A 20,944-nucleotide genomic window follows, 5' to 3' on the forward strand; every position below is an offset into this window, starting at 1 on the left:
ACGGGAGGAGACCCGGATGCGCTCCACAGCTCATGTTCAACTGTTGCTGTCCACAGAGGAGTTGACGGTACCCGAGACGGTCGGGGCGCACCGTCCGCAGGGTGACCTGCGGGGTGTCCGCACCGCGCTGGCCGCCCACGGCCTCGTCGACGCGCCGACGCGCGCGGCGGCCGTGGTGGTGGTGACCCGGGACGCCCCGCCGCCGGGCGGCACCGCCGTCGACGGGGTCCCCGTCCGGACGGCGGACTCCCTGCTCGGCGCCCTGGCACTGGCGCACAGGACGCTCGCGGACGGCGCCGAGGACCTGGTGCTGGTGGTGAGCCTGCCCGGCGCGCCCGGCACGGTCCGGGTCACCCGGGTGACCCGGCGCGGGGCTCCCCGCGATCGGGAGCCGGACGGGACACCGGCCGACGACACCTCGCGGCTGCTGCTCTGGTCGGGCCGCACCCCGGCGGACGCGGCCGGGAGCCGGGCCCGCATGCGTGCGGTGGCCCGCGCGTTGACCGACGACGTGTTCCGGGCGCTGCCCGCGGTGGTGCCCTGCGGTCCGGCGGCGGGGGCCGTCAGGGGAGCGGCCCTGTGCCCACGCGCGGACCCGGCCGCCGCCCTCGACGCCGCCGAGCAGGTCACGGCCGGCCGGCCCCGCCCGGTGGCCCTGCTCTTTCCCGGCCAGGGCTCGCAGCACGCCGCGATGGCGGCCGGGCTCTACGCGCGGGACCAGGTGTTCACCGAGGCCGTCGACACGGTCCTCGGTCTGATGGGCGCCGAGGGCGCGGCGGTCCGCGCCGACTGGCTCAGCCCGCACGATCCGGTCGTCCCGGTCGACGACGTCCGGCGGGCGCAGCCGCTGCTGTTCGCCGTGGACTACGCGCTCGGCTCGATGGTCATGAGCTGGGGGGTCCGTCCGACGGCCCTGCTCGGGCACAGCGCGGGCGAACTGGTGGCGGCGGTCTTCGCCGGTGTGGTGTCCCTCGGGGACGCGGTCGCGATGATGCGGTCCCGTGTCCGGCACGCGCTGTCGGTGCCCGCCGGGGGGATGCTCGCGGTGGCCGCGTCGGCAGAGCGGTTGCGGCCCTACCTGGTCGGCGAGGTGGCCGTGGCCGCCGTCAACGCCCGGCTCCAGACGATGCTGGCCGGTCCGGCGGCCCCGCTGTCCGCCGTCGGGAAACGGCTGCGGGACGACGGGTACACGGTGGTGACGGTGCCGGCGACCAGCCCCTTCCACTCCCCCGCGATGGCACCGGCCTCGGCGGCCGTCGAGCGCGCGTACGCCGGCATGAGGTTCCGGCCCCCCGGCCTCGCGCTCTACTCCGGCTACACGGGCGGGCTGATGGGCGAACGGGAGGCGCTGAGCCCGCGGTTCTGGGCGCGGCAGATCACCGACACGGTGTACTTCGGACCGGCCCTCGACCAGTTGCTCGCCGCGGAGGACATGCTGCTGGTCGAGGCGGGCCCGCGGCAGACGCTGACGTCGTTCGCGCGCCGCCACCCGGCGGTGCGCAGCGGGGCGAGCGCGGTGGCCCCGCTGCTTCCGGCCCGCCCGAGCGACCCGGCGGCGGACCGCAGGACCGTGCTCGGCGCGGTGTCCCGGCTGTGGACCGAGGGCCACGACCTGGACACCGCGGCACTGGAGACCCTGTGGAGCGGCGGCCCGGGGACCCAGGCCCGCGGACCGCTGCCGGCGGCGGGACGACGACGATGATCACGCGCGTCCTGCGCGCCGTGTCCCGGGCGATGATCGCGGCGGGCGGCATCTGGGTGTACGTCCCGCCCGTCCGCCCGCTCGACGCCCCGGCACCCGGCCACCCGGAACGGCTCGGGCACGGCACACCGCTCACCGAGACGGAGCGCGCCCTGGACCGCGCCCTGCGCGACGGACCCGGCTGACGGACGCCCAGGCCCGGTCGGGCCCGGCGGACCGCCGACCACCGGACGCCGATGCAGCCGCCGGTGAAACCGCCGCGGCCTCGACACCCGGACGTCCCATCGCCACCGACCGCCCCAGCGCCGCCGGACGTCGGCCGCACGGGCTTCCGCCCCCGCGGCCGGCGTCCGGCGGGCCGGGTCAGCCGCGCGCGTCAGTACGGGCCCTGGAAGCCCGCCGCCACGTCCGCCAGCGCGGGCAGGTCGCCCGGGGCCTGGCCGCACAGGCGCAGGCATGCCTCGACGACCCCGGCGGCGCCCGGGTGGAACGCCTCCTCCAGGGGCCAGGACACCGGGGCCGGGCTGTCCGGCAGGGTGAGGCGCCGTACCGGGGCGGTCAGGGCCTGCGGTATGTGTTCCGCGACCACCGCCGCGACCTCCGCGCTGAATCCGTAGCGGGCCCAGCTGGTGTCGGCCACGACCAGCCGGCCGGTCCTGGCCACCGACTCGCAGATGATCCGGTCGTCGAGGGGACGCAGGGTGCGCACGTCGACGACCTCCACGCTGATGCCCCGCCCGGCCAGTTGCTCGGCGGCGCGTTCCGCCTCGTGCACCATCAGGGAGGTCGCGACCACGGTGACGTCGTCGCCCCTGCGGGCGATCCTGCCGACGCCGAAGTCGATCGGGGTGGCCTCCTCGGGCACCTCCCCGGTGAGCGGGTACAGGTTGCGGTTCTCCACCAGCACGACGGGGGTCTCCCCGGTCAGCGCCCGCACCAGCAGCCCCTTGGCGTCCGCGGGTGACGCGGGCGCCGCCACGTGCAGGCCCGCGTAGTGGGCGAAGGTGGCGTGCGGGCTCTGCGAGTGCGTCGCGCCCTGCCCCCAGCCCCGCCCGACGACCCCGCGGGTGACCACGGGCACCCCGCCCTTGTCGCCGCCGTACATGTAGCGCCACTTGGCGGCCAGGTTCACCAGCGGGTCGAGCGCGAGGAACATGAAGTCGGCGCGGGTGTGCACCAGCAGCGGGCGCAGTCCGGCCGCCGCCGCTCCGATCGCGAACCCCGCCATGGCGTTCTCGGAGTTGGGCACGTCGATGACGCGTCCGGCGCCGAACCGCGCGTACGCCTCCTTCGTGGTGCCGAAGGTGCCCTTGATGTCGTCGACGCCCTCTCCCGCGACGAAGATGCTGTCGTCCGCCGCCATGCACTGCACGGTGGCCTCACTGATCGCCTGTCCATAGGTGAGAGTGCGCACGGGTCCTGGTCCTCCTCGTCGAGTGCACCCGGTCAGCGGGGCACGGGCTGGTAGGCGCCGTCGAGCAGGGCCTCGACGTCGGGGAACGGCTGCTGTCGGACGTGGGCGACCGCGTCGCGGATCTCCTCGCGGCACTGCTCCCGCCAGTCGGCGACGGTCCGGTCGATGCCGGGGTCCCGGTCGCGCAGGGCGTCGGCCGCCCGTGCGATCGGGCAGCGGGCGATCCACGCCTCGGTCTCCTCGACCGGCCGGTATCCCTGGCCGTGACCGTGGTCGTGGCCGGGACCGACGTGTTCGCGCCAGCGGTAGGTCGCCAGTTCGAGCAGGTAGGGTCCGCCGCCGTCGCGGCAGTGCCGCAGCGCCGTCAGGGCCGCGTCGTGGACGGCGAACACGTCGTTGCCGTCGACCTGGACGGCGGTCACCCCCGCGGCCTCGGCCCGGTCGCGGATCGTCGGGCCCGCGGGCTGCCTCGCGGCGAGCGGGGAGGAGATGGAGTAGAGGTTGTTCTCGCAGACGAAGACGACCGGGGCGCGCCGCACCGCCGCGAGGTTGAGGGACTCGGCGAAGACGCCCTCCTCGGTCGCGCCGTCGCCGAAGAAGGTGACCGCGACCCGAGTCCCGCCCCGGCGGGCGAAGGCCCAGGCGGTGCCGACCGCCACGGGGATCATCTCGCCGAGGATGGCCGCGGAGCCCGCGAAGCCCGCCGTCCGGTCGACGAGGTGGATGGAGCCGCCCCGGCCGTGCGCGCAGCCGGACTGCCGGCCGTACAGCTCGGCGACCATGGCCGTGAGGTCGCCTCCCTTGGCGAGGTAGGGGGCGTGGGAGCGGTGGGCGGTGTAGACCCAGTCGCCCGGCCTGGTGGCCGCGCAGACGCCGACCGCGGTCGCCTCCTGGCCGATCGAGAAGTGGGTGGGGGTGCGCATCTCCTGCTCGTCGCGGTAGTGGTCGGCGAGTGTCTCCTCGACGACACGGATGCGCACCATGTCTCGGAGCAACCGGGCAGGGCCGGACGTCATTCGGGCCTCCTCGCAGCCAGTTCCGGGGCGCCGGGCCCGCGAACGGTGCCGAGCTGCCGGACGGCGCCCCTCCTCGGAGCCCTATCGTCGGAGCGTGCCCTAGAGGACTGGTGAAGCCCGCCTCGACACCCGGGGCGGCCGCGGTGCCGAACCGCCCCTGGGGCAACGGGAGTCGAGCCCCGTTCCAGAGGCAGCCGAGCCAGGTGCGGTGCGGTGGACTCCTCCGTGCGGACCGGTGACGAGGTGTTCGACGGACCGGCACGGCCGTCGGAACGGACCGGTGACCTTCGCGCGGGGCCGCCGCTCGCGGCAGACCCGCCGGCCGGACCGCTCGTCCCGACCCGCACCCGACGTCCGAAGGGGCACGCGCGTATGAAGGGCATCATTCTCGCCGGCGGGACCGGGACCCGGCTGCACCCGATCACCATCGGTACGTCGAAGCAGCTTCTTCCCGTGGGCGACAAGCCGATGATCTACTACCCGCTCTCGGTGCTCATGCTCGCGGGCGTCCGGGACATCCTGATCATCACCAACCCCGCCGACACCGCGCGCTTCACGACGCTCCTCGGTGACGGCTCCCACCTCGGGCTGCGGCTCACCTACGCGGAGCAGGACACCCCGCGGGGCATCGCCGACGCGATCCTGATCGGCGCCGAGCACATCGGGGACGGCCCGGTGGCGCTCATCCTCGGCGACAACATCTTCCACGGCACCAGCTTCTCGGAGACCCTCGCGGCGAACGCGAGGGACGTCAGCGGCTGTGTGCTGTTCGGCTACCCGGTCAACGACCCGCAGCGTTACGGCGTCGGGGAGACCGACGCGGACGGCGTCCTCGTCGGCCTCCAGGAGAAACCGGAGCGTCCGCGCTCCAACCGCGCGATCACCGGCCTCTACCTGTACGACAACGACGTGGTCGACATCGCGAAGAACCTGCGGCCCTCGGCGCGCGGCGAGCTGGAGATCACCGATGTGAACCGGGTCTACCTGGAGCGGGGTCTGGCCAGGCTGGTCGACCTGGGCCGGGGCTTCGCCTGGCTGGACACCGGGACACCGGAGTCGCTGCTCCAGGCCGGCCAGTACGTGCGGACGCTGGAGGAGCGCCAGGGCGTGCGCATCGCCTGTCTGGAGGAGATCGCGCTGCGGCTCGGCCTCATCGACGCCGACGCCTGTCACCGGCTGGGGTCGCGGATGGCCGCCTCGGGCTACGGCCAGTACGTCATCTCCATTGCCGCCGAACTCCGCTGAGCCACAAGGGGGTTGAGCGGGCGAGCGCGGGCCGGCGCCGGACGTCGTCCCCGGCGCGGGCCCGCCGCGCTGCCCCGGATCAGCCGACCGGGGCGTCGAGTGCGGCGGCGCGGTGGGCGAGCGGCTCCCACCAGTCGCGGTGGTCCCGGTACCAGCGGACGGTGTCGGCGAGCCCGCGGGCGAAGTCCACCCGGGGCGCGAACCCCAGCTCCTCGCGGATGCGGGTGCCGTCCAGGGAGTAGCGGCGGTCGTGTCCCGGGCGGTCCGCGACCCGCTCCACCCGGTCCCAGCCGACGCCGAGTTCGGCGAGCACCCGCTCGGTCAGCGCGCGGTTGGTCAGCTCCGTGCCGCCGCCGACGTTGTAGGTCCGCCCGGCCCGGCCCGACTCCAGGACGAGCTGGACGGCCCGGCAGTGGTCGTCGACGTGCAGCCACTCCCGGACATGCAGGCCGTCTCCGTACAGGGGTGCCTTGCGCCCGTCGAGGAGGCGGGTGACGAACAGCGGGATGATCTTCTCGGGGAACTGGTGGGGACCGTAGTTGTTGCTGCACCGGGTGACGGTGGTCCACATCCCGTAGGTGCGGTGGAAGGCGCGCACCAACAGGTCGGAGGCGGCTTTCGAGGCGCCGTAGGGCGAGTTGGCCTCCAGCGGGGACGCCTCCGTCCACGAGCCGTCCTCGACCGAGCCGTAGACCTCGTCGGTCGAGATGTGCACGAAGCGCTCCACGCCGGTCCGCCGGCAGCATTCGAGGAGGGTGTGGGTGCCGACGACGTTGGTGGTGACGAAGGGCGTGGAGCCCGCGATGGAGCGGTCCACGTGCGACTCGGCGGCGAAGTGCACGACCGCGTCGTGTCCTGGCAGCAGGTCGAGGAGCAGGTCGCGGTCGCGGATGTCGCCGCGCACGAACGTCAGACGCGGGTGCGCGGGCGGCAGGCTGGTGAGGGTGCCCGAGTAGGTGAGGCTGTCCAGCACGGTCAGCCGGGTCCCGTCGTGCCCGGGGTAGGCGCCGGAGAGGAGGCTGCGGACGTAGTGGGAACCGATGAATCCGGCGCCGCCGGTGACGAGGAGCCTCACGGGCGCGCACCCCCGGGCTCGTGGCGCGGCCGGTCGGCTCGCTCACCGTCGTCGCGGGACGTCTCCGCCGTGCGCCGCGTCCCGTACCGTTCCGAGGCCATCTTCCGCTCCCGCCGGTCGCCGTGTCGGTCCGTCGAGGATGGCAGCCACCCGGTCGCGGAGCCGTCGACCGTCACTCGAGCCCTCGCCCGGGACCGGGAGCGGGTGCGGCCGGGCAGCGGTGCTGTCACGGGTCTCGGGCGGCGCGGTCCTGTTGGCTGTTCCGTGGTGATGACGCCTCCGGCACCCCCGGGCCCGGGGCGCGACAATTTCCGGGTGTCCCGGTGCTCACCACCGGGCCGCGTGCTGCCGGACGAACCCGGCGAAAGTGCGGGGCGGGCGGCCGGTCAGGTCCCGCACCGCGGTGCTGATGTGGTCGTCCCGGCCCGTCCGGATGCCGGCGTCGACGGAGGCGAGGGCGGTCGCGAAGGCGTGCGGCATGCCGGACGCGCGGTAGACGTCCGCCTGTTCGGCGACGCTGACGGGCACGACGCGGATCGGTCGGCCCGTGTGGTGGGAGATGATCTGCGCCGCGTCCTGGTAGCTCAGCGCCTCCGGCCCCGTGAGCAGGTGGTCGCGCGGGGCGTGGGTGTGGCCGTCGGGCGTGGCCAGCAGTGCGGCGGCCACCGCCGCGATGTCACCGGCGTCGATCCAGCCCACCCGCCCGGTCGTCGCGGCGGTGCGGATGTCACCGTGTCGCCGGATGCGTTCACCCAGCGGGTGGGGGGCCAGGAAGTTCTGCATGAACCCGGAGGGACGCAGCACCACCCATCCGGGCCGGGCCCGCACGTGCGCGGCCAGTTCCAGAGCGCCGGGGGCACCGGGCAGCACGAGGGCGGAGCCGAGCAGCACCACCCGGCGCACGCCGAGGCGTTCGGCCTCGGCCAGGAACGGCCGGACCAGCGGCATCGGGTCCGTGGTGTGCACGGGAGGCACCAGGTAGACCCGGTCCGTCCCGCGCAGCGCTTCGGGATGGGTGGCCGGGTCGTTCCAGTCGAACCGGACCGCCGCCGGGGCTCCGGCCGGCGGGGTGCGGGAGGCCACCCGGACCGGCACGCCGCGTTCGCGCAGCAGCGCGGCCAGGACGCGGCCCGTCTTCCCGGTGCCGCCGGTCACGAGCACGCCGGTCATCGGGTGGCCTGCGCGCTCAGCGAGCCGAGCAGTTCGGGCAGTGTGCCGGCCGGCGGCAGCTCCAGCAGCAGGCGGGAGGTCTCTTCGGACGTGCGTGGTGACACGGTGGTTCTCCAGCGGTCTGCGCGACGGGTGACCGCACCAGAGTGGCCGCGCGGGCGGCACCGCGGAACGCACCGGTAAGCCCCGGACCACTGGTCCGTGGATAAGCGGGGCGGCCCTGTGCCAGCCTGACCGGGTGAGCAGAGCAGAACTGGCCGACTTCCTGCGCCGCCGACGGGAAGCCCTGCGTCCCGCCCAGATGCCGTCCACGGCCCTCCACCCGCCCGGCCCGCGTGCCCGGCGGACCCCGGGGCTCCGGCGGGAGGAGGTGGCCGCCCTGGCCGGGGTGTCCACGAGCTACTACGAGCGGCTGGAGCAGGCCCGCGCCCCGCGCCCGTCGCCGCAGGTGCTGTCCGCGCTGGGCACGGCACTGCGCCTCACCGACAGCGAACGGGAGCATCTCGCCCGGCTCGCCGGGCAGATCCCGCCCAGCACGGACACCGATCCCGCGCCGGTGCCCGCCGACGCACGCCGGCTGCTGCACCAGGTCGGACCGGTACCCGCCTATCTGGTGAACGACATCGAGGACATCGTGGCCTGGAACTCCGCGGCAGCCACCCTGATCACCGACTTCGCGCACCTGCCGGTCCACGAGCGCAACACCGTGCGCCTCGCCGTCCGGCTGGCGGGCACCCTCTGCTCGCCCGCCACCGGCACGGACGACACCTTCGCCCGGCAGACCGCCGCCCACCTGCGCGCGGCGGCCGTCCGCCACCCGGCGAACCGCGCGCTGGGCGAGCTGGTCGACGCGTACGCCGCGCACAGCCCGCACTTCGCCGCGAGCTGGCTCAGCCACGACGTGCGCCCCCGGCCGACACTGCGCAAACGCCTGCGCCATCCCGCGCTCGGCGAACTGCGCCTGGACCGCCACACCCTGCTCGTACCCGGCACCAGCCTGCGGCTGGTCCTCTACACCGCGGACCCCGGCAGCCCCAGCGCCGCCGCACTGGCCGAGCTGGACCCTCCCGGCACAGCACCATGACGGGACCGGGACGGCACAGCACCCACGGCGAGATGCAGCCCCAGCACCCTTTCCCCGTCAAGTTCCCCATCAAGGCACCCCGCGAGCCCGCCAGGGGTCACGCCCTGCCCGCCGCGTCCCCGAACCCGGCGGGCGCACCGAGCGCACCCTGATCAGCGCTCCGCACCGGCCACGTTCGGCGGACGCCGTCACCCCCGGTCGCGCACGGCCGGTGCGCTCAGCCCTGGCTCTCGGGGGCGTCCGGGGCGGCGCCCGCGGCAGGCTCCGGGGCACGCGCGCCGTCGGCGGAACGCACCGGGTTGGCATCGGCCAGGTAGACGCGGACCAGCTGTTCGGCCTGCTCGCAGCGGCGGCCGTGACGATGGCACGCGGGGCAGTTCTTCAGGTGTTCCACGTAGACGAGGTAGCTGCAGCGGGCAGCGGGATTGAGCGAACTGAGCACAGTTACCCCCGTGAAGCGACGACCGTCACCCCTGTTGACATCTCGTCCAGCAAGCATAGGGCGGGCGCCGCGGACACGTACGGATATCGCCGCAAAACGGCGTTCTGTGATCAGCGCCCGCCCTCGGCATCGGGCGGGAGGCCGATCCCGAGCACCACCGGGCTGCCGCGCCGGGCGTCCTCGGCCGTGCACGTCATCTCGCTGTCCGCGGGTTGGTCGCGGGCGATGCCGCCCTCGCTCCCCGGCCAGGCCTGCCCCCGTCCCTACTCCTCCTGCGCGGAGTAGCGGATGGTGCGCACCGCCTCGTAGGCCACCCGGCGCAGCCCGGCGTTCTCCGTCCGGCGCCCGCTGAGCCCTTCGAGCGGGCCGATCGCGCGCGGGGTGCCGGTGCGGGCCAGCGCGACGGCGGCGGCCAGCACCCGTTGGTCGGACGGGCGTTGTTCGCCCTGGCCCGGGTCGGGGCTGCGGGCGGGCCAGTTCGGCGGCCAGGTGGCCGGGTCCAGGTAGCTGAGCAGCGCCTCCTCGGCCCCCGGGGTGCGCAGCGCGCCGAGCGCCTCGATGCCCTGGACGGTGGCGGTGGGGTCGTCCTCCTCGGACAGGGCCCGCAGCAGCAGCCCTTCCGCCCGCGGGTGTTCGAGTCTGGCCAGGCCCCGGTAGGCGGTGACCCGGTCGACGAGGCCGGCGGGTCCCGGCGTCCGCAGCAGGGCCGCGAGCGAGGGCAGCACGGACGGGTCGCGCAGCGCCGACGAGCAGAGCAGCGCGAGACGGAGCCGTTCGCCGTCGTCCGGGCCGCAGTGCGAGGTGCGGACGGTGCGCAGCCAGCCGCGGCAGACGGGGGCGGGCACCTGGCAGAACAGGCGCAGGCACAGGTCGATCAGCCAGTCGTGGTCGCGCCGCAGAGAGCGCTTCAGGAGGAGGGCGTGCGCCTGGGTGTTGCCGGTGCGGCCGAGCGCGGAGAAGGCCGCTCTGACCAGGGTGGGGTCGCCCTCGTCGAGCAGGCCGGTGACCAGCGGCCGGGTGAGGGCGGGCCGGCAGCGCAGCAGGAAGGCGAGGGCCGCGACGCGCAGCCGCTCCTGCGCCCCGCCGTCCAGGGCCGTCTCCAGCACGGATCCGGTGTCCTCGGCGTACACGCCGAGGGAGGTCAGGGAGAGCAGGTTGGCGCGGGCGTGGTCGTCGGTCGCGTCGTGCAGGAGGCGCGCGTGGAACCCTCTGTCGCCTTCCACCCACTCGGGGTCGACGGCGTGCCGGATCGCGAGCTGGCCGACCGGGTCGGGGGCGTCGACGAACAGCGCGCGCATCGTCTCCCGCACGAAGGCGGGCGAGGTGACGCGCATGGCCAGCGGTGCCCGCAGGCGGCCCAGCAGGGTGCCGTCGGGTCCCGCGAGCAGGGGGCCGCTCTCCGGGCTGAGGGGGATCTCGTCGAGGGCCTGGCCGACGGCGCCGGAGACCGCGCTCATCGGGTGGTCGAGCAGCGGGGCGAGCAGGGGCACCGACTCCGGGCGCCCGCACCGGCCGAGCGCCTCGACGACCTCGACGGCGCACAGGACCCAGCCCTCCAGGTCGAAGGCGGCGTCGACGGGCCGGTCGGAGGTGGTGGGGTCCGTCTCCGCCAGCCTGCGCAGCATCTCGGCGAGCACCTCGCCCGCGACCTCCCCGGCGACGAGCCCGAGGAAGTCCACGTACCGCACGAAGAGGTGCCGGGGCGGCCGGTGCGCGCCGAAGAGACGGTCGGCGACCGTCCCCACGTACTCGGGGAAGGCGGCGGCGAGGGCGGCGAGCGCGTGCGCGGCCTCGACGGCGAGGGGTGATCCGGGTCCGAACGCGACCGGCAGGAGCGCGTCGACCAGGTCGTCGCAGACCGGGGCGGCCTCGTCCAGCCCGTCCGAGGCGCAGCGGGCGGCGAGGGTGAGCGCCTCGACGGAACGCGGTGCGCCGCCGGGCGCGAACGCGATCCGCGTCACGAACCGTTCGGCGTCATCGGGTCCGAGCATGCCGGTGTACAGCCTGACCACCTCCTCCCAGCGCGGGTCGTGGCATCTCCCGAGGGCCTGGTCGGGTCCGTCGGGACGGCCGCCGAGGGCGCGCGCGGCGAAGTACTCCTGGAAGGTCAGGTGGAGGAAGCCGTAGCGGCCACCGGGACCGCGCAGCAGGATCGCGTCCCGCTCGGTGAGCGTGCTCAGGAGTTGGTAGGGGGTGGTCGCCGGGGCGGCTCCCGCGGGCCGCTCGGCGACGAAGCGGCCCCAGAGCGCGTAGAACTCCTCCTCGCCGAACGACTCCCGCCGCAGGTGCATGAGTTCCAGGGCGAGCCAGCTGAGGAAGGAGCGCTTGAGGAGCGGCGAGCAGTCGCCGTCCGCTGACTCCCTGCCGGTCAGCAGGACGTCGAGGAGCACCGCGTACAGCTCGGTGCGCTGCCGGGGGACGTACACCTCGTCGTTGTCGCGCTGCGCCGCCGACAACAGGGACAGCATCAGCGGGTTCTGCCCGAACTTGGTCAGCGCGGGGTTGACGTCGATCTGCCGTTCGATGTCGTGCGCGACGGCGGGCCGGTCCTCGAACCAGCGGGCGAGGAAGCGCGCCCGCTGGCCGCGGCTGAAGCCGACGCACTCGAAGGTGCGGAAGGCGCCGGGCAGCAGGCCGCGCGGGAAGGCCACGGTCCGGCAGGAGACGTAGAAGCGGTTCTGCGCGGCGAGCAGGCGGCGGATCTCCTCCGCGACCCTGCGCTGGAGCGGGGCGGGCGCCTCGTCGAGACCGTCGAGGAAGAAGACCGCGCGGCCGGTGGCGCAGGCGGTGAGCAGTTCGTCGGCGACGGCGGGGTACGCGCCGCGCAGGTAGGCGCGCAGGCAGTCGGGTTCCTCGGTCAGCGACGCGATGCGCACGAAGACCGGCAGGTCGCCGCCGAACAGCTCGCCCCGGCAGGTCCTGACGAGCAGATGGCGCAGCAGTGTGGTCTTGCCCGCGCCGGGTTCGCCGAGGACCGTCGCGCAGGGGGCGGCCAGCAGCTCCCCCAGGGGAGCGTTCGGCTGCCGGGTGCGCGGCTGCGGGCTGCCCCGGTCGCGCCGGGAGTCACGTTTCTCGTTGGCGCCTTCGGGGGCGAACTCGAAGCCACCGCCGGGGCGTCGGGAGAAGGCGGCGCCGTCCAGGGTGTCCGCGGCGAGGGTCAGCGTCACGTACACCTCGTCCAGGCGCACGTCCCGCTCCAGGTTGGCGAATGTCACGTAGGAGTGCTCGCGCTGGAGGCTCATCAGGTAGCCGCTGACGGCCGCGGACCGACGTCCGCCGCCAGGGCCGCCGCCCGCCCGGTCGACGGCGGCGGCGTTCTCCTCCAGGAGCCCCGGGCGGAGTGCCTCGGCCTCCTCGACGGGGACCGCGTAGCCGCCGCCGTCGGGGTTCGAACGTTTCACCACCCCGACGACACGGTCGTCGACGAGCGAGTGGACGGGTCCGCCGCTGATCCCGGGTCTGACGGCCGCGTCGTTCAGCACCAGGAGCCGCTGCGGTGGTTCGGGGCGGCCCGGCCGACCGTGGTAGGTGGTGGAACCGGTCACCCGGCCGGACGCCGGGTAGCCGCGGTAGCCCCGGTCCTCCCACTGGTGGCCGTACGCGTAGAAGCCGAAGACGCCGTATCCGCTGGGTCCGAGGGGCAGCACCGGGTGGTCGTCGTGGTCGACGTTGACCAGGAGCAGATCGGGAGGCTCCCCGGGAGCGGGGGCGACCGTGGCCCGTACGGGGAGTTCGCGGTCCCGCCAGTGCACGCGCAGCGGCCGGGGGTCGGCGGGGTCGTGGACGTGGGCGCAGGTCAGCACCCAGCCGGGCAGGACGAAGAAGCCGGTTCCGACGGCGTCGGGGCCCTGGGTGATCCGGACGACGGCCGCGTCGACGGCGGCGACGGTCGCCCCGGGGACCGCGCCGTCGGAGGGTCTCCTGGTGCCGGTGTTCACGGTGCACCGCGAAGACGGCGCGAACGGTACCGGCGCCGGTGGCACCCGCGCGGCGCGTACGGGACGCGCTGCCCGTACGGGTCGCCCTGCCCGTACAGGACGCGCTGCCCGTACGGGTCGCGCGGTCCGGCGGGGACCCGTGATCCCGCACGTGCCCGCGATCCCGCACGTGCCCGCGATGCGGCGCGTGCCCGCGATGCGGCGGATGCCCGCGATGCGGCGGATGCCCGCGGGACGTGGTCAGCGCCAGGGGCGCACGCACACGCGGAAGCCGTCATCGGCACCTCCCTGGTTGTACGAGTTCGTCCAGTCCCGGCAGGCGGGGCGCACGATCTCCTTGGTGCAGTAGGCGGAACCGCCTTTGACCACGCGGCGCGAGGCGGGCCGGGCCGCGAACGGGTCGATGAACTGGGCCTCTTGATGCGCGCGGCTGTGGTAGTAGTCCTCGCACCACTCCCACACGCCCCCCGCCATGTGCAGGCACCCGTAGGGCGAGGCGCCCTCCTCGACCTGGTACACGGAGCGGAACGCGTTCCTGCCGTCCTCGGCGGAGTTGCACCGGTCGGGCCTGAACTCATTGCCCCACGGCCAGATCCGGTCGTCGCCGCCGCGGGCCGCCTTCTCCCACTCGGCTTCGGTGGGCAGCGCGAAGCGCAGCCCGGAGCGTTCGCCCAGCCAGCCGCAGTAGGCCAGGGCCAGTTCCCAGGAGACGCCGACGGCGGGCAGGTCGAGGGCGGTGTCGCCGCCGGGGACGGCCCGGCTCTCCGACTGCCAGCCGTCGGACGGCAGTTCCCAGCCGACCGCCCGCCGGAACGCCGTCATCTGACGGCGGGTGGTGGGGTGGCGGGCGATACGGAACTCCGAGACGTACACCTCCCGCATCGGGAACTCCAGATCGCCCGCGTACGGGTCGAGCTCCGAACTGCCCAGGCAGGACATGCCCGCGGGGATGTTCACGAGTTCGTGGCCGTTGAGGAACACGGTCGCCGCCCCTGGTCCCGCGCGCCCGTCACCCGGCGTCGGAGTCCGGCGCGGCGTCCGGGCCGCTCAGGAGGTCCGACTCCGGGCGGCCGTCGCGCGACCACTCCAGGGTGATCAGGAAGTTGGCCTCGACACCGGCCTTGGCGACCAGCGCCGACAGGCCGGTGCTCTCCGCCTTGAACGCCACCCCGAACTGCACCTGGGCGCGGTGCGGGGCCGCCGCCTTCAGGGCGCTGCCGAGGTCCTGGCAGAGGGTGACGACCGAGGGCATGACGGCGGAGAAAGGGGTGGTCCCGCGCCGGAAGGCCACCTCTTCCTCGACGTCGCCCGGGACGGTGTCCACCCACACGACGGACCCGTCGGACAGTGTCAGACGCTGCCTGCTCACGTTCCCCCGATCCACCGCCACGGGCGGTCGCCGCCTGCCGTTCCCGGCACGGCGCTCGCGGCTACTGCCAGAGACTGAAGCGTCCGGTCAAGGCGGTCACGGCGTCAAGGGGCCCGTAGACCATCACTCCGAGATACGCGATGTCCTCCTCGGCGGTGCCCGCGACGGCGTCCGCGAGTTCGTCGTCGTGGCCCGTGGTGAGCATCTGCTCGGGATAGTCGGTCCAGAACACGTCGTCGCGCTCCCTGGCCTCCGCGACGAGCCGCCGCAACCGGTTCTGCTTGGCCCTGGTCACGATGACCGGGTACTTGGAGATCCCGGTGTGCGGGACGCCGGAGGCGTCCTTGAGGACGTCCCGCCCCATGAGGTCGCCGTCGTCGCCGTGCGCGCCGAGGGCGACGGACAGGTGCCCGGCGACGTTCAGCGCCACACCGGGTTCCAGGTGGGAGGCCAGCACGAGCACCGTCTTCTTGGCGCGGTAGTCGTAGGTCACGCGGGGTTCCTTCGCCGAACTGTCTTGTCCGTCAGATGAGTTCAACAGGGTATCCACTGGCGGTGGCCGCGCGGGACCTTCCGGCCCAGACGGTCGCACCGCCGCGGGGAAGCGTCGGAAGAGGTCCGGAAACGGTCGCCGAAGAGCGCTGCTCGACCATGTGACGGCGAGGGGCGGCGGCGCCTACTCCTCCGCCTGCTCCCCGTCCGGGGCTCCGCTCGGGAGCCCGTTCAGCGGATTCCACCGCTCGTCGGTGATCCGCAGCGGTTCGACGTGCGCGTCGAAGACGCCGTACGCCTCGTCCAGCAGGATCTCCATGCCGCGCCGCCCGAGCGCGATGCCGAACCGAAGCTCCCGCTCCTCGTCGTCGGGCAGCGCCTCGACGGCTTCGTACAGGGCAGCGACGTGCTGGTCGTCGACCTCGATGTGCAGGTCGAAGAAGTCCGTGCGCAGCTCCGGGTGGTGCCGGGTGAGCGCCTGGCGCGCCGCGTTGTACGTGACGGGGGTCATCGCCTCGTTGACGAGCATGTAGCCGATGGCGCGGCCGGTGCTGCGGGACTTCGCCACGTTGAAGGCGAGGCTCAGCGCCAGGGAGATCCCGGCGCGCTCCGCGTAGGTGTCGAATTCCTCGCGCGCCACCCCGAGCCCGTCGAGGAGGTGCAGGTAGTGCAGGAAGTGCGCGTGCCGGGGATCGCCCGAACCCAGCTCGTCGTCGAGGTTCTCCTGGAGGATGCGACGCACCTTGTCGTCGTCCGTCCAGGCCAGTAACTCCCGCAGGATCCAGGGGAAGCTGCGGGACTCGCGCCCGGCGCAGAAGACCCACCGGTGCGCGGCGTCCCGGGGCAGCGTGCCCGCCGCCGCGGAGGCCACCAGCGGATGGTTCCGGACCTCGTCGAGGGAACCGTCGACCTGCTTCCTCACCGCTGACACGAACATGTGCTGCTCCCCTGACTCTTGGCTGACTCATGGCTGGCTCATGGCCTGAGATTGCCGGGACCGGGCCGCGTCCGCCTCGTCGACCGGCCTGTCGCACCGATTCCAGCGTGGCAGAAATCCGGCATCGCGGGAGACCCCACGGGAAGAGCCCGCCGGAATGACCGATACCGCGAGGCTCTGTGGCCGGGAGGGCCGGGGGCGGGGGCGGGGAGGGTTCCGCGCGCCCTTGTGCGCGGGGCGCGGAATGCGGTCGCCGAGGTCCGGAGGGGCCTCGGACCGCCGTGCGGGCGCCGCTCCCCGGAGGGTGCGTGTCCGCCGTGCCACCCTGCGCGCGGGGTGGCACGGCGGGCTTCCGGGCCGCTCCCGTGTCAGGGGCCGGTCAGCGACTCCACCGCGGGTCCGGCCAGGGCTCGTGCGCTGTGGTCGATGACGTTGCCGTTCGCGCAGTCGGTGGCGTGGTCGCTCACGTAGTCGCCGAGAACGGGGACGACCGCGACCTCCTGCAGGCACACGGCCGCCGCGGTGAAGTTCCAGTTGTTCGCGGCGTTCACGCCGCTTCCGAAGTTGCTGTCGTTGTCGGCGAAGGCCGGGGCGGTGCCTGCCGCCACGGTGGCCGACAGGGCCGCGGCCGTCAGCAGCCCACGCTTGATCATCTTGTTCATGACCGGGTCAACGACGCCCTTCCCGGGCAGACACGACGGCGACATCGCTCCGTGCCGCCACGGACCGGCCTTGTGCAGGGGCGTCTCAGGTGCCGTTGGCGGGGACGGGGGGCTGGAAGCAGGCCGTGACGTCCTTTCCTCGGGAGCAGCGGTACGTCTCCCACTTGTCGGCGACCGTGTCGATGATCCGCAGTCCGCGGCCCCCCGGAACGTCGGAGGAGGGCTGTCGCGGCGCGGGGAGATCGGACGAACCGTCATGGACGGTCACGTGCAGGCAGTGCTCGTCCCACAGCAGGATCAGCTGGGCGTCGCTGCGCGCGTGGACGTGCGCGTTGGTGACCAGTTCGGAGACGGTCAGCAGGACGGAGTCCACCACATCGTGCGCGTCGTGCGCCCACTTCAGGGAGTCCAGGTGATCCCGTGTCCATTTGCGGGCCTCGGCGAGGCTGCAGTCCATGGGAATGGAACGCACCCAGCCCACCGCCTTCAGTGACGTCTCCTCCGCCATTGCGACTCCCCTTGTAGACACCGCGTTCGACGTCATGCGCCGTGGAACACACCGGGTGCCCCGCGACGCGCGATTGACGCAGGCGAACTGTGCCGGGCGCTCACGCCCTCAGACCACCCGGCCCGATGGCTGCGGCGCCGGGTCGTAGGCGTCGTCGCGTACGACGTCCCGCAGGCGTACCGCGGCGGTGAGCATGTCCTGGTGGGTGGTGTACAGAGCGTTGACGCCGAAGCGGAGCAGGTCGGGGGCGCGCATGTCGGCGATCACGCCCTGGGCCGCGAGGGCCTGCACCAGGCCGTAGGCGTGCGGGTGGCGGAGGGAGACGTGGCTGCCCCGGCGCGCCGTGTCGGACGGGGTCACCGGCTCGAAGCCCAGAGGGGTCAGCAACTCTTCGGCGCAGCGCAGGAAGTAGCCCGTCAGGGAGAGGCTCTTCGCGCGGATCTGCGCGAGGTCCACACCGTCGAACGCCGTCAGCGCCGCTTCGAGCGCGAGCAGGGACAGGATCGGCGGAGTGCCGATGCGGGCCCGCGCGATGCCCGGCGCCGGGGCGTAGTCGGGGGACATCGCGAAGGGTTCGGCGTGGCCGGTCCAGCCGGTCAGCGGCGTCGTGAGTGCCGCGTGGTGGCGGCGGGCCGCGTACAGGAAGGCGGGGGCGCCCGGTCCTCCGGAGAGGAACTTGTAGCCGCAGCCGACGGCCAGGTCGACGCCCAGCTCGTCGACGTCCACCGGGAGCGCGCCGGCGGCATGGCACAGGTCCCACAGGACGAGCGCGCCCGCGCGGTGCGTGGCGTCGGTCAGGGCCCGCATGTCGTACAGCTCGCCGGTGCGGAAGTCGACGGGCGAGTAGCTGACGACGGCGACCCGGTGCCCCTCGGACGCGAGGAATCCGTCGAGGTCGGCCGGTGCCACGTGCCTGACCTCCAGGCTCTCGCGGCCGGCGACCGCCTCGGCCAGGTAGCGGTCCGTCGGGAAGTGTCCCGGGTCGGTGACGAGGAGCGGGCGGTCCGGGCGCAGCGCGGCGGCGGCGCCGAGCGCGCTGAACAACTGCACGCTCGTCGAGTCGCCCGCGACCGTCTGCCCGGCGGCGGCGCCGATGAGGCGGCCGATGGCGTCGCCCACCCTCAGGGGCGCGTCCCACCAGCCGTGCTCGTTCCACGACCTGATCAGGCCGGTTCCCCACTGGCGGTGCACGACGTCGGTGAGGACCGGTGCCACCGCGGCGGGCAGCGGCCCCAGGGAGTTGCCGTCGAGGTAGACCACTCCCCCGGGCAGCAGGAAGCGGTCCCGGAGCGGGGCGAGCGGGTCGTCGGCGTCGAGCTTCGCGGCCTCGTCGCCGATCGTGGCGGCAGCGGTCGTCACGGTCGGACCTCTTTCCTGTGGGCGGCCGCCATCTCCCGGAGGGTGTCGGCGACCGCGCGGGCGCCCGGCGCTCCCGGTTCGATGAGCGTGTAGTGGCCGGTGCCGGGCAGGGTGATCGTCCGCAGGTCGTGGTGCACCGCCGCGTAGTCGCTGAACTGGGTGAGCGGCACCTCCTCGTCGACGGCGCCGTGCAGGAGCACGGTGGGCACCCCGGTGGTGCCCGCCCCGCGCAGCAGGGTGAGCGGGTCGACCGCTTCCAGGCGCTCTGCGAACAGTGCCTCGCCGCCCAGGAGTTGGACGGCGGCGCCGTTGCTCAGGTCGTCGCGCCTGGTCGCGGCGAGGTCGGTCAGCGGGGCGAGCGCCAGGACGCCCGTGGGCAGGTCGCCTGTGGTGTGCCAGGGCGAGTCGGCGGGCAGCAGCCCCCGGGCCGCGCTCCACAGGGCGAGGTGGCCGCCGGAGCAGTGGCCGGCGAGGACGTAGGGGCGTCCCTTCGGCAGGGTCGCCACGATCCGCGCGATGTCGTCGAACGTCTCCGGGTAGCCACCCGCGCCGCCCGACCTGCGGAATCCGGGGAGCAGGACGTCGAAGCCCTGCTGGGAGAGGTAGGCCGCGAACGGGGTGAGGTGCATCCGGTCGTAGCGCCAGTATCCGCCGTGCAGGAGGATCACCAGCGGGGCGTCGGGGTCGTCGGACGGCCACGCGTCGTAGACCTGGTGGGGGTGGTCCCCGTAGCGGCCGTGCGACGGTGCCAGGACCGGTTTCAGGCTCAGGACCCGCCGCTCCTCCTCGGCCGCGAACGCGGAGATCGTCCTCTCGGTCCCCGTGCCGGTCCCCGTCGTCTCAGAGCTCACCGCGCACCTGCCACAGTTCGGGGAAGACCGGGAGGGACGCGCGCCGCTCCAGCCAGGCCAGTCCCGAGGAGCCGGCGCTGCCGGGCTTGGCGCCCATGGCACGGCGGACGACCATGATGTGGTCGAAGCGCCAGCGCGCCACCAGTTCGGCGATGTCGGTGAGCTGCTCGCCCAGGGCCAGCAGTTCGTGGCGGGGCGCGGCGTAGATCTCGCGCCATGCCGCGACCACCCCCGGGTCCGACGCGTACGGGGCGGTGACGTCCCGTTCCACGACGTGCTCCGGGACGGGCAGTCCGCGCCGGTGCAGGAAGCGCAGCACCTCGTCGTAGAGGGAGGCCGCGCGGTACGTCTCGGCCAGCGCCTCGTGGACCAGGGGGTCGCCGCGGTGGTTGTTCAGCAGGCCCGCGTTCTTCTGGCCGAGGAGGAACTCCAGCCGCCGGTACATGGCCGACTGGAAACCCGAGGCCCTGCCGAACGCCTCCCGGAACGCGTTGAACTGCATGGGGGTCAGCGCGGCGATGGGCTTCCAGGAGGCGTTGAGCGCGGTCAGGGCGCGGGCGCTGCGGACGAGCGCGTCCGTCCCGGCGTCGAGGTCGTCCTTGGCGAACGCCTCCCCGGCCGCCTGCCACTCGTGCACGACGAGCGTGAACCACAGCTCCATCACCTGCGTGGTGACGAGGAAGCCCATCTCGTCCGCCGCTTCGGTCAGCGGCTGCTGGAGCGCGTTCAGCACGGACGCGTGCACGTATGTGTCGTAGGGGCTCGGGCCCTCGAGGGGCTCGGTCGAGGTCGGGTCCGCGGCCGGCTCGGCGACGGCGGACAGGCTGTCGGTCATGGCTCTCCTTGTGCGGCGGTGCGGCTGAGCGGCGGTGCGGTGTGCGGACCGCGGTCTCAGACGCCGATGTGGACGCCGCCCGAGGCGTCCATCCACTGGCCGGTCACCCAGCGGGCGTCGTCGCTCGCCACGAACGACACGACGTCGGCGATGTCCGCGGGCTGGCCGAGACGGCCGAAGACGGAGGCGTCCGAGTAGCGCTGCCGGATCTCCGGAACGCTGAGGGTGGGGTTGATCTCCGTCTCGGTGAAGCCGGGCGCGACGCTGTTGACCGTGATGCCGCGCGGGCCCAGCTCCGTGGCGAGGCTGAGGGTGAGGTAGTCCAGGGCGGCCTTGGTCATGGTGTAGGAGACGATCGCGGGGAAGCCGACCCGGGTGGCCACGGAGGAGATGTTCACGATCCGGCCGCCGTCGCGCAGCCGGTCGAGACCGTGCTGGATGATGAAGAACGGCGCCTTCGTGTTGATCGCGAAGACCCGGTCGTAGTCCTCCTCGGTCACGTGCGCGATGGGGCGCGGGACGGTGATCCCGGCGTTGTTGACGAGGATGTCGAGCCCCGTCCCCTGGCCGGGTCCGGCGTCCTGCTCGGCCAGGGCGCGGTCGAAGGCCTCCCAGAGGGTGACGGCGTCGCCGGCCACGCCCAGCTCGGCCCGGACGGCGAACGCGCGGCCGCCCTCGGCGGTGATCTCCCCGACCGTCCGCTCGGCCGCCGTCTCGTCGTGTCCGTAGTGGACCGCGACCAGGGCGCCCTCGCGGGCCAGGCGGCGGCTGATGGCCCGCCCGATGCCGCGGCTGCCGCCGGTGACCAGGGCGGTCCTGCCCTCGTGCCGCATGTCGGTGGTCAA

20 protein-coding genes are annotated in these 20,944 nt (G+C 73.9%); 4 read left to right on the forward strand and 16 right to left on the reverse strand.

What is annotated here, in order from left to right; translation table 11 throughout:
• The first annotated feature begins 16 nt into the window (after window positions 1–16).
• Together GA0115242_RS17460 and GA0115242_RS17465 are read left to right on the forward strand one after the other, a co-directional pair.
• Window positions 17–1,702, forward strand: coding sequence for an acyltransferase domain-containing protein (locus GA0115242_RS17460; RefSeq protein WP_237549121.1), 1,686 nt, complete (start codon window positions 17–19; stop codon window positions 1,700–1,702).
• Window positions 1,699–1,887 carry a DUF6059 family protein gene (locus tag GA0115242_RS17465; protein WP_093829452.1) on the forward strand — a complete coding sequence of 63 codons (189 nt, stop codon included), beginning with the start codon at window positions 1,699–1,701 and terminating at the stop codon, window positions 1,885–1,887. The genes GA0115242_RS17460 and GA0115242_RS17465 overlap by 4 nt, the downstream gene beginning before the upstream one ends.
• Before the next feature lie 191 nt (window positions 1,888–2,078).
• On the opposite strand, the gene GA0115242_RS17470 is transcribed toward GA0115242_RS17465, so the two are convergent.
• Together GA0115242_RS17470 and GA0115242_RS17475 are read right to left on the reverse strand one after the other, a co-directional pair.
• A complete protein-coding gene (locus GA0115242_RS17470; RefSeq protein WP_093829454.1) occupies window positions 2,079–3,116 on the reverse strand; it encodes an alpha-ketoacid dehydrogenase subunit beta in 1,038 nt (345 codons plus the stop codon).
• Window positions 3,117–3,148: 32 nt separating this feature from the next.
• Window positions 3,149–4,099 (reverse strand): thiamine pyrophosphate-dependent dehydrogenase E1 component subunit alpha, encoded by a 951-nt coding sequence (locus GA0115242_RS17475; RefSeq protein WP_176729839.1) that lies wholly within the window; start codon window positions 4,097–4,099, stop codon window positions 3,149–3,151.
• Between the two features lie 405 nt (window positions 4,100–4,504).
• On the opposite strand from GA0115242_RS17475, the gene rfbA reads away from it, so the two are divergent.
• A complete protein-coding gene (gene rfbA, locus GA0115242_RS17480) occupies window positions 4,505–5,377 on the forward strand; it encodes a glucose-1-phosphate thymidylyltransferase RfbA (protein ID WP_093829549.1) in 873 nt (290 codons plus the stop codon).
• Window positions 5,378–5,456: 79 nt separating this feature from the next.
• On the opposite strand, the gene rfbB is transcribed toward rfbA, so the two are convergent.
• Entirely contained in the window at window positions 5,457–6,452 is a 996-nt protein-coding gene (gene rfbB, locus GA0115242_RS17485) for a dTDP-glucose 4,6-dehydratase (RefSeq protein ID WP_093829458.1), read from the reverse strand.
• 327 nt (window positions 6,453–6,779) lie between these two features.
• A complete protein-coding gene (locus GA0115242_RS17495; RefSeq protein WP_093829462.1) occupies window positions 6,780–7,622 on the reverse strand; it encodes an NAD(P)H-binding protein in 843 nt (280 codons plus the stop codon).
• 238 nt (window positions 7,623–7,860) lie between these two features.
• Between GA0115242_RS17495 and GA0115242_RS17500 the strand changes: the two genes are divergently transcribed.
• Window positions 7,861–8,706: a helix-turn-helix transcriptional regulator gene (locus GA0115242_RS17500; RefSeq protein WP_093829464.1), complete on the forward strand. Its 846-nt coding sequence runs from the start codon at window positions 7,861–7,863 to the stop codon at window positions 8,704–8,706.
• A 217-nt stretch (window positions 8,707–8,923) separates the two neighbouring features.
• Here GA0115242_RS17500 and GA0115242_RS40785 read toward each other — a convergent pair whose 3' ends face one another.
• The 12 genes from GA0115242_RS40785 to GA0115242_RS17560 form a co-directional block, all read right to left on the reverse strand.
• Window positions 8,924–9,100, reverse strand: coding sequence for a hypothetical protein (locus GA0115242_RS40785; protein WP_161353179.1), 177 nt, complete (start codon window positions 9,098–9,100; stop codon window positions 8,924–8,926).
• Window positions 9,101–9,411: 311 nt separating this feature from the next.
• Complete coding sequence (locus tag GA0115242_RS17510; RefSeq protein ID WP_141721622.1) at window positions 9,412–13,086, reverse strand: serine protease; 3,675 nt, start codon at window positions 13,084–13,086, stop codon at window positions 9,412–9,414.
• Between the two features lie 240 nt (window positions 13,087–13,326).
• Window positions 13,327–14,067, reverse strand: a complete 741-nt coding sequence (locus GA0115242_RS17515; RefSeq protein ID WP_202555449.1) for a formylglycine-generating enzyme family protein — start codon at window positions 14,065–14,067, stop codon at window positions 13,327–13,329.
• A 28-nt stretch (window positions 14,068–14,095) separates the two neighbouring features.
• The gene (locus GA0115242_RS17520; RefSeq protein ID WP_093829471.1) at window positions 14,096–14,455 is read right to left on the reverse strand and encodes a CU044_2847 family protein; all 360 of its coding nucleotides are present in this window, start codon (window positions 14,453–14,455) and stop codon (window positions 14,096–14,098) included.
• Between the two features lie 61 nt (window positions 14,456–14,516).
• Entirely contained in the window at window positions 14,517–14,948 is a 432-nt protein-coding gene (locus GA0115242_RS17525) for a DUF2000 domain-containing protein (RefSeq protein WP_161353181.1), read from the reverse strand.
• Between the two features lie 183 nt (window positions 14,949–15,131).
• Window positions 15,132–15,884, reverse strand: coding sequence for an iron-containing redox enzyme family protein (locus GA0115242_RS17530; protein ID WP_093829475.1), 753 nt, complete (start codon window positions 15,882–15,884; stop codon window positions 15,132–15,134).
• Between the two features lie 368 nt (window positions 15,885–16,252).
• Complete coding sequence (locus GA0115242_RS17535) at window positions 16,253–16,546, reverse strand: hypothetical protein (RefSeq protein WP_093829553.1); 294 nt, start codon at window positions 16,544–16,546, stop codon at window positions 16,253–16,255.
• Window positions 16,547–16,631: 85 nt separating this feature from the next.
• Window positions 16,632–17,054, reverse strand: a complete 423-nt coding sequence (locus GA0115242_RS17540; protein ID WP_093829477.1) for an ATP-binding protein — start codon at window positions 17,052–17,054, stop codon at window positions 16,632–16,634.
• A 108-nt stretch (window positions 17,055–17,162) separates the two neighbouring features.
• Complete coding sequence (kynU, locus tag GA0115242_RS17545; protein ID WP_093829479.1) at window positions 17,163–18,413, reverse strand: kynureninase; 1,251 nt, start codon at window positions 18,411–18,413, stop codon at window positions 17,163–17,165.
• The gene (locus GA0115242_RS17550) at window positions 18,410–19,264 is read right to left on the reverse strand and encodes an alpha/beta hydrolase family protein (protein ID WP_256089463.1); all 855 of its coding nucleotides are present in this window, start codon (window positions 19,262–19,264) and stop codon (window positions 18,410–18,412) included. Before GA0115242_RS17550 ends, kynU begins: the two co-directional genes overlap by 4 nt.
• Complete coding sequence (locus GA0115242_RS17555) at window positions 19,254–20,099, reverse strand: tryptophan 2,3-dioxygenase (protein WP_093829481.1); 846 nt, start codon at window positions 20,097–20,099, stop codon at window positions 19,254–19,256. The genes GA0115242_RS17550 and GA0115242_RS17555 overlap by 11 nt, the downstream gene beginning before the upstream one ends.
• Window positions 20,100–20,155: 56 nt before the next feature.
• Window positions 20,156–20,944, reverse strand: coding sequence for an SDR family oxidoreductase (locus GA0115242_RS17560; protein ID WP_093829483.1), 789 nt, complete (start codon window positions 20,942–20,944; stop codon window positions 20,156–20,158).

The organism is Streptomyces sp. SolWspMP-5a-2 (assembly GCF_900091845.1).
Taxonomy (GTDB): domain Bacteria; phylum Actinomycetota; class Actinomycetes; order Streptomycetales; family Streptomycetaceae; genus Streptomyces; species Streptomyces doudnae.

Bases quoted from the DNA above. Each gene is read 5' to 3' on its own strand.
- GA0115242_RS17555 (WP_093829481.1), bottom strand. From the start codon at position 20,099: ATGACCGACAGCCTGTCCGCCGTCGCCGAGCCGGCCGCGGACCCGACC.
- GA0115242_RS17535 (WP_093829553.1), bottom strand. From the start codon at position 16,546: ATGAACAAGATGATCAAGCGTGGGCTGCTGACGGCCGCGGCCCTGTCG.
- GA0115242_RS17465 (WP_093829452.1), top strand. From the start codon at position 1,699: ATGATCACGCGCGTCCTGCGCGCCGTGTCCCGGGCGATGATCGCGGCG.
- GA0115242_RS17540 (WP_093829477.1), bottom strand. From the start codon at position 17,054: ATGGCGGAGGAGACGTCACTGAAGGCGGTGGGCTGGGTGCGTTCCATT.
- GA0115242_RS17460 (WP_237549121.1), top strand. From the start codon at position 17: ATGCGCTCCACAGCTCATGTTCAACTGTTGCTGTCCACAGAGGAGTTG.
- rfbA (WP_093829549.1), top strand. From the start codon at position 4,505: ATGAAGGGCATCATTCTCGCCGGCGGGACCGGGACCCGGCTGCACCCG.
- GA0115242_RS17475 (WP_176729839.1), bottom strand. From the start codon at position 4,099: ATGGTGCGCATCCGTGTCGTCGAGGAGACACTCGCCGACCACTACCGC.
- GA0115242_RS17495 (WP_093829462.1), bottom strand. From the start codon at position 7,622: ATGACCGGCGTGCTCGTGACCGGCGGCACCGGGAAGACGGGCCGCGTC.
- GA0115242_RS17530 (WP_093829475.1), bottom strand. From the start codon at position 15,884: ATGTTCGTGTCAGCGGTGAGGAAGCAGGTCGACGGTTCCCTCGACGAG.